7 protein-coding genes are annotated in these 8,617 nt (G+C 35.7%); all 7 read right to left on the bottom strand.

Annotated features, from left to right (window positions below; genetic code table 11):
- Positions 1-109 precede the first annotated feature (109 nt).
- Positions 110-2,302, bottom strand: coding sequence for an MMPL family transporter (locus DET63_RS20965; RefSeq protein WP_113937747.1), 2,193 nt, complete (start codon positions 2,300-2,302; stop codon positions 110-112).
- 110 nt (positions 2,303-2,412) lie between these two features.
- Positions 2,413-3,060 carry a phosphatase PAP2 family protein gene (locus tag DET63_RS20960; protein WP_113937746.1) on the bottom strand — a complete coding sequence of 216 codons (648 nt, stop codon included), beginning with the start codon at positions 3,058-3,060 and terminating at the stop codon, positions 2,413-2,415.
- 60 nt (positions 3,061-3,120) lie between these two features.
- Positions 3,121-4,170: a spermidine/putrescine ABC transporter substrate-binding protein PotD gene (potD, locus tag DET63_RS20955; protein ID WP_016093032.1), complete on the bottom strand. Its 1,050-nt coding sequence runs from the start codon at positions 4,168-4,170 to the stop codon at positions 3,121-3,123.
- A 38-nt stretch (positions 4,171-4,208) separates the two neighbouring features.
- Positions 4,209-5,009, bottom strand: a complete 801-nt coding sequence (gene potC / locus DET63_RS20950; RefSeq protein WP_002135065.1) for a spermidine/putrescine ABC transporter permease PotC — start codon at positions 5,007-5,009, stop codon at positions 4,209-4,211.
- A 6-nt stretch (positions 5,010-5,015) separates the two neighbouring features.
- On the bottom strand, positions 5,016-5,864 hold the full coding sequence (potB, locus tag DET63_RS20945; protein WP_002126118.1) for a spermidine/putrescine ABC transporter permease PotB: 849 nt from the start codon (positions 5,862-5,864) through the stop codon (positions 5,016-5,018).
- Positions 5,861-6,844 carry a spermidine/putrescine ABC transporter ATP-binding protein PotA gene (potA, locus tag DET63_RS20940; protein WP_113937745.1) on the bottom strand — a complete coding sequence of 328 codons (984 nt, stop codon included), beginning with the start codon at positions 6,842-6,844 and terminating at the stop codon, positions 5,861-5,863. The genes potB and potA overlap by 4 nt, the downstream gene beginning before the upstream one ends.
- Before the next feature lie 236 nt (positions 6,845-7,080).
- Entirely contained in the window at positions 7,081-8,448 is a 1,368-nt protein-coding gene (locus tag DET63_RS20935) for an aldehyde dehydrogenase (protein WP_088038168.1), read from the bottom strand.
- Positions 8,449-8,617 lie beyond the last annotated feature (169 nt).

Genomic DNA, 8,617 nt, shown 5'->3' with positions numbered 1-8,617 from the left:
TTCAAGAAAAATTAAACCACCTATCCCCTAAAGAATTTAGGGAACAGATGGTTTAGGTGTTTTGATAGGTGTCCCGTTTTCGGGGTTCACTTCATATAGATGAGTTTTTTTATGATGATTTTTCTCTTTTCTTTCGAAATGGTAGCCACCAGTTCCAATCCCCAAACAATTTCATTAAACTTGGTACGAGCATAAGACGGATAATTGTTGCATCAAGAAATATTGCTAATGCAACCCCAAGCCCCATCTGCTTTACTGGTAAAATATCAGTAAAGGCGAACGCACCGGTAACAACAATCATAATTAAAGCAGCTGACGTAATGATTCTACTTGTCGATACAAGTCCTTCTAACGTTGCTTGATCGTTATCTCCTGTTTCTTCATAGAGCTCATGAATACGTGAAATAAGAAATACTTCATAATCCATGCTAAGCCCAAATACGAGGCCGAAAATAAAGATTGGTAATACAAATAAAACTGAACTCTCTTCTAATCCGAAATGGCCACCTTCAAATAACCAAATAACAATTCCAATTGTTGCACTTAAACTAAGTACGTTCATAATAATAGCTTTAATTGGAATGAGTATAGAGCGGAATGCGAATAATAAAATGACAAAGGTTGATCCAAATATAACAGACATACCAATTGCAACTTTATCTTTAATTTCATCTTCTAACTCTTGCTGGAACGTTGTCATACCGCCCAAATAATAAGTAACATCATTTTCTTTATAATTCTTTTTGAAATCACGAACCCATTGTTTTGCAGTTTCTGTACTTGGCTTCGTATCCAAAAAGACTTCCATTGTTGTTTTATTTCCTTTCGTATACGCTTCAAATACAGGAGCTATTTTCGCAGCTTCTGGCGACTGCAATATTCCAGCAACTTGATCTGCTTTCATTCCATTTAGCCCGTCATATACACTTTTTACCTTATATACTTGCTTATCATCTTTTAACTTTTGAACAACAGCCTCTATCTTTTGTAAACTTTCTTTTTCTGTTATGTTTTTCTTCGTCTCTACTACTAATGTAACATCAGCGTGTGTTTGGACAGTTTTATTAAAGGCTTCTTCATACTTCTCAAATGCAACTCTCGTATCACTCTTTTCAGGTAACGCTTCAACACCAGGAAACTGCAAGTTAGCTGTACGTAGCGGTAATAAACAAATAACAATAAATGTTGTAACAACAATAATCATGACGATTGGATGTTTCATTACAAACTGTGCAAATTTACGCCATACATTTGATGGGGTAGGCGCCGCCTGATTCTTTTTTAATATCCTTTTACCAATTAAAGATAATAACGCTGGAAGAAGTGTGAGCGAAAACAAAATGCTCATAATAACGACAATCATCCCGCTAATAGCAACAGACTGAATATAATCTATCTTAAAGAAAAATAAGCCTGATAAACCGACGAATACACATAACCCTGAAAATACGATAGCACGCCCTGCCGTTTGATACGTAATCGCTATCGCTTCTTTCACTGTTCTCTTCGCAACTTCCTCTCGGAAACGATTTACAAATAACAGTGCGAAATCAATTGATAATGCGAGCCCAATCATCGGCGCAACATTTAACACGAAAATAGATAGCTCTTTATCACTACCTATAAAATATAAAATCCCCATCGTACTAATTACACTAAGCGCGCCATTTACAATCGGTAAAATAGACGCAATCAGACTACCAAATGAGAATAATAGTACGAGAAAAGCAATAGGTAATCCAATCATCTCTGCTACTTTTAAATCATTTTGCGTTCTTTCATTAATCTCTTGATTAATTTTCGGATATCCTGTCGGTGTTACTTTTAATACGCTATTACTTTCCTTCTCGATTTTTCCGGCAAATTGTAATGTCTTTTCCATTCGTTCTTTATTTGTTTTCCCGGAAAATAAAATCGTCGCATAACCGATATCATCTTGTAGCATCACTTTATTTTCTATCGGATGATGGAAAGACTCATACGTTTCTTTCTCTTGAATATGTTTTATAATTCCCTCTATACCTTTTTGAAACTCCTCATGTGTAGCATTCTTGTTCTTCTCAAAAATGAGTAAAAGTGTATCCTGAGACTGCTTAAAATCTTTATCTAAAATTTCCTTCGTCTTTTGATAATCCCCTTCTGTTTGGAAACCATCACCGCCCAATACTCCCGGAAGTTTTGGAGCAAAAATACCGAGCACTATCGCAAGTAGTAGTAATGCTACAATTACTGTATAACGAAATTGATACAAAAAAGTTCCTAACTTCCCCCACTTATCAATTTTATGTACATTTGTCTTCACACATTTTCACCTACTTTATATAATTCACTTGTCATTTATACTGTATCACATCTCCCCGTAAACAAAAAACGTCTAGAAAAACTATAATACTAGTTTTTCTAGACGTTTTTCTATCTCTCGTTATTAAGTCCCAATCTCTCGGTAAGTAAACGATGACAATAAATTGCTATAATTAACAAAATACCACTTGCGCAGTAACCAGCTAAAATATCAGTCGGATAATGAACATTTAAAATAACTCTACTTAATCCAATCAATATAATTAATATTCCCATCAAAATCGTAATACCATATTTCCCAGCTACACTCTTCAAATTGGCAGCAATGATATAGGCAAGAAAACCAAATGTCATAATAGATAGCATTGCATGTCCACTTGGGAAGCTATATCCAAGTGCATCAAGTGCCTCGTTTAATGATGGACGGTCTCTTTTTACAATTTCTTTTATCCCTTTATTAACAAGATGTGTCGTTAATATAGCCATTGGATACACGATCATAGCAGCATAATAACGTTTTTTCCAAAAAACGAGCAAACTTATAATTAGTGTCGTTATAACTCCAATTGCAGATCCTAACTTTGTAAAATATGTGAAGAATGTAATTGAGCTTTCTGTTTGTAATCCTTTTACCATCTCTCGGGCATATGTATCCACTGCTGTAACTCCGCTTGCTTGTACTCTCCAAGCGATAATGCCGAATAAAGCAAGTAATAAAATCATACACATGAACTCATATCGATGTAACTTTTTCTTCAAACGATTTCCTCCTACTTATGAAAAAATGCGATTTCTACTTTAGAAACCGCATTTTCTTACTTATTTACCTTTTGTTTTCAGCTCTGTCCAGTAACGATCGTAATCTTTTAACTTATCGTCTACATCAACAAGCCATTCTGTACGATCTAATTCTTCTTTCGTTAAGAAAATCATGTGGTTTTCACGATATTCTTTACTATGAAGAGGACGAGCTTTTTCATTTGGATTACTGTAACCAATTGACTCATAGTTTTTCACACTTACTTTTTCATCTAATAAGTAATTCATAAACTTCTCTGCAAGTTCTTTATGTTTCGCACCTTTTGGAATCGCTAACGTGTCAGCCCAAATTGTGCCGCCTTCTTTTGGTACAACGTATCCTACATCTTTGTTATCTTTCGCGATAAATGCTGCGTCTCCAGACCATACAGTCCCGATCCACGCATCTTCTGTAATGAATTTTTGTTTAATATTATCTGTATCAAATGCTAATAAGTTTGGAAGTAGCTTCTGTAAATCATTAGACGCTGTCTTTAACTGTGCATCCTCTTTTGTACTATTAGAGAAACCATTTTTCTTAAGTCCCATTCCTAATACTTCACGAGAATCATTTAATAAAGTAACATGTCCTTTATATTTATCGTTCCATAAATCATTCCAGCTTGTAGGTGCTTCTTTCACATACTTTTTATTGTATGCAATGCCTGTTACACCCCAAGTATATACTAGAGAATACTTATTCTCTGGATCAAACGCAGGTGTTTTAAAGTTAGAAACAAGGTTCTCGATATTCGGGATGTTCTTCTTATCTAAAGGCGCTAATAAGTCCATCTTCGCCATCGTTTTCACCATGTAATCAGATGGCTGAATTAAATCATATGTCGCGCCACCAGCTTGTAATTTCGCAAGCATTTCTTCATTACTTGCATATTTATCATAGTTAATTTTCACGTTATATTTCTTTTCAAAATCTTTTAAAACTTGCTCATCAAAATTGTCAGCCCAGCTATAAATGTTTAATTCTTCTTTTTTCTCACCGCAACCAGCAAGTACACCTGCAGCAAGACTGAAGCTAATTGCTATACCAGCTAATCTCTTCACTAATTTCATCGGTTTATTACCTCCTCGTTCTTTCTATATCATTCGTATTATAAAGGAAGGTGTCCTCCAGAGTTTTCTTCACCGTCTGCACCTTTATTACGGAAGATTTCCGATAGCACCATTAATCCTACAATTACAACAATTAATATTGTAGAAAGAGCATTAATTTCAGGTGATACTCCGCGCTTAACCATACTATAAATGTATAATGGCAATGTTGTTGATCCTGGTCCTGATACGAAGAAACTAATTACAAAATCATCAATCGATAATGTGAATGTTAATAATGCGGCTGAAATAACTCCTGGTGCAATTGCTGGAAACGTTACATAACGAAACGTTTGCCACGGCGTTGCTCCTAAATCGTTTGCAGCCTCTTCTAAATCACGTCCCATACCAGAAAGACGTGCCGCTAAAATAACAACAACAAATGAAATACTGAATGTAATGTGTGCAATAATAATTGTTGTTTTTCCAAGTTCTATACCTAATTGACTAAATAGGATAAGTAAAGATAATCCCATTAAAATATCAGGAATTAAAATTGGTAAATATACAAGACCGTTAATGGCCCCTTCAAAACGATATTTGTAACGGTGTATTGCAATAGCAAAAATCACACCAAGAACTGTCGTCACAATTGTCGTTATAAGAGCAATCGTAATACTATTTACAAACGCATCAATAACATCTTGTTTTTGAAATAAATCTGTATACCAATGGAGTGTAAAGCCCTCCCATTCCGCATTAATGCGAGAATCATTGAAGGAATATACCATTAAAACCATCATTGGAAAATACAAAAACAATAAGATTAACCAAGAATAAGAAACTAAAAACTTCTTCATTTTTGCCTATTCCCCTCCGTTTCCATCATATTTATATACTTTCGTTGCACGATAATATAAGTAAATTAACAGAACAGAGAATAGAACAACAATCATAGATAACGCGGAACCAAACGGCCAGTCACGTGAACCTAAGAATTGGTTTTGAATTACGTTTCCGATTAATGCTACTTTCGATCCACCCATAACGTCTGATACAACAAACATTCCGATAGACGAAACGAATACTAAAATAGAACCCGTAGTAATCCCTGACATCGTCATCGGTACTGTTACATTCCAAAATGCCTTTACTGGTGTTGCTCCTAAATCATAAGCTGCCTCTAGCTTACGCTTATCAAGCTGCTCAATTGCTGCATACACTGGTAAAATCATAAATGGTAATAAAGAATATACCATTCCGAGTATTACAGAAGGTGTATTGTATAACAGATTTAAAGGTTCACTAATAATACCTAGTTTCAATAGCAATGTGTTTACAAGTCCTTGTGAACGTAAAATAACAATCCATGCGTATGAACGAACAAGAAAGTTAATCCAGAACGGAATCGTTGCCAATAATAGAAGGATAGAACGATATTTACGATCAACAATTGTAATTGTATAGGCGAATGGATAACCGATTAATAAACATAGTACTGTCGTAATAACAGCTATCTTCACTGTTTCCCATAATGTCCCCATATATAATGGATCAAACACACGTGCTATGTTATCTAATGTAAATTTCATTTCCACTGTCCCGTATGCTCCGCGCTGCATGAAGGCAAATGCTAATACGAACAGAAGTGGAATTAGGAAGAAGAGTAACAGCCATACGACTGTAGGTAATGCGAGTAATTTCCCTTTCTTCAATTTAAGGTCACCTCGTCCTCTTGCTCCCAGCCTACATATACATTATCTCCAATGCTCCACTGCGTTGCTTCTTCAGCAGTTTGGTATGCCATTAGTAATTCCGCTGTTTTCTCCTCACGTACATATAGCTTTTCCATATTTCCAACAAATTCAATATCTTCAATATGTCCAAGATGGTATTCTTTTAAAATTGGCTCTTCAACCGAGCGAACTTTTACATGTTCAGGGCGAACTGCTACGTAGTTTTCCCCATTTTTCACGATATTATTTTCACCGATGAACGTCGCAACAAACAATGTTTTCGGCTTATTGTAAATTTCTTTAGGCGTGCCGACTTGTTCGATATGCCCTTTATTCATAACGACAATACGATCACTCATACTCATCGCTTCTTCTTGATCGTGCGTTACATATATGAATGTAATTCCTAAATTACGTTGTAAGTTTTTCAATTCACGTTGCAAATCTTTTCTTAACTTAAAGTCAAGCGCTCCAAGTGGCTCATCTAATAGTAATACACGTGGGTTGTTTACAATTGCTCTTGCAATTGCTACACGCTGCTGCTGTCCACCAGAAAGCTTCGAAGGTTTACGATTACGGAACTCAAGTAACTGCGTTAAACGCATTGCCTCTTCCGCACGTTCTTTCTGTTCTGCTGCTGATACTTTTTGCATTTTCATACCGAAACAAATATTTTTTTCAACATTCATATGTGGGAATAGTGCGTAATGTTGGAACACTAAATTCATATGACGCTTGTATGGCGGCAAATCGTTAATCTTTTCATCATCTAATAAAAGATTCCCTTTAGTTGGGGTTTCAAATCCTGCGATCATACGAAGTAAAGTCGTTTTCCCGCAACCACTCGGTCCTAAAATTGTTAAAAATTCTCCTTCTTTAATATCTAAAGAAAGAGGGGGGATAATCACTTGATTTCCAAAATGTTTTTCTACTGCTTCAACTTTAATAATCTTTTTCATTTTCCCGTCCTATCTACCTTAAATTTTAATTTTTATATTCATGAATAAATATTTATGTTCTATAGACTATTTTTTGTTTCGATCCAAACAAAAATGGTTGTTTAGCAGCGTTCTCTTCTATTCTTTATGTAGTATGTTTGATTCATTTTCGCATAATACATATGTCGAACAGAAAAACCCCTTCAGTTGCGAAGGGGTTTTTATCATACGGCTACGCCTACTGATAAACACCATCATCATTTTAACAACTTTCGTATGAATTTTAAAGCACTTTTTGTAGAAGAGTAACGAATTTTCATGTCGAATGCTGTAGATTGGGACAAAATGCTTTTATAATGGGAAAAAGTCCGAAAACTTTGTTCACCATGATAGCTGCCTAATCCACTACTTCCAACGCCCCCAAAAGGTAAATATGGCGTTGCAAGATGATATACGACATCATTTATACATCCTCCGCCATATGAAATATTACTCGTCACTTTCTCTTGCACTTTTCTATCTTCAGAAAATACATATAGTGCTAACGGCTTTGGATGGTGCTGAATCGTTTCAATTACCTCTTCTATTTTGTCATATTCTATAATTGGTAAAATCGGCCCAAAAATTTCATCTTCCATAACAGCACTTTGCCATGTAACATTCGTTAACACTGTCGGCTCGATGTGTAATGTTTCTTTCGTATAATTCCCGCCAATCACAGGTTTACCATCTTGCAAAAATGTACATAAGCGTTCAAAATGACGCTCACTCACAATTCGTACATAATTGTCATTTTGCAAAGCATCTTTTCCATATTGCTCTGCGATTTCATGTCTTAATGCCTCGATTAACTGCTCTTTCACTGAAGAATGAACGTACATATAATCAGGCGCTACACACGTCTGCCCAGCATTCAAAAACTTCCCCCAAACGATACGTCTTGCGGTTACATCTAGCTTTGCATCTTTATGTACAATACATGGGCTTTTCCCGCCAAGCTCTAACGTAAGAGGCGTTAATTTTTTCGCCGCTGCTTCCATCACAACTTTTCCAACACCAACACTACCTGTAAAGAAAATATAGTCAAACGGTTCCTTTAAAAGTGCAGTGCTTTCCTGAGCACCGCCTTCTACTACCGATACAAGCTCTTCTGGGAATAATTCACCTAACATTCTCGTAAGCACTTTTGAAACGTTTGGCGTTAACTCTGACGGCTTTAAAACGACTGTATTGCCAGCTGCCAATGCTCCTACGAGTGGTGCAATTGCTAATTGAAACGGATAGTTCCACGGTGCGATAATAAGCGTCACACCATACGGTTCTGGCACCACTTTCCCCTTCGATCCAAAATGAGTAAGAGCTGTGCGAACACGCTTTGATTTACTCCAAGATGAAATATGCTTCATTTGAAAAGAAATCTCTTTTAGTACATATCCAATTTCTGTTGTAAATGATTCGTGAACTGATTTATTCAAATCTAATTTCAACGCTTGAAAAATCTCACCTTCAAAACGCTGAATTCCTTCATACAGCTTCTGCAAATTATTCTTTCTTGTCTCTACACTTCTCGTATGCCCTTTATAAAAATATTCCTTTTGTTTATTTACAATAGAGGAAATACTCATTCACTCACCTTCTCCCACTATTTTTATCCAATTCTTTCATTATTTATATAGACTTCATATGTAACAAATTTCTATTCTTAAAGTTACATTATATATAACTTTTCCCTTTATATAAAATTCATTGCTCACAAAAAACTACCGAAAGAAAATCTCCCGGTAGTTTTACTGT

It is taken from the genome of Bacillus sp. DB-2 (assembly GCF_003315125.1).
Lineage (GTDB): Bacteria > Bacillota > Bacilli > Bacillales > Bacillaceae_G > Bacillus_A > Bacillus_A mycoides.
The sequence above is the reverse complement of the archived record's forward strand: the minus strand, read 5'-3'. Positions and strand labels throughout refer to the sequence as shown.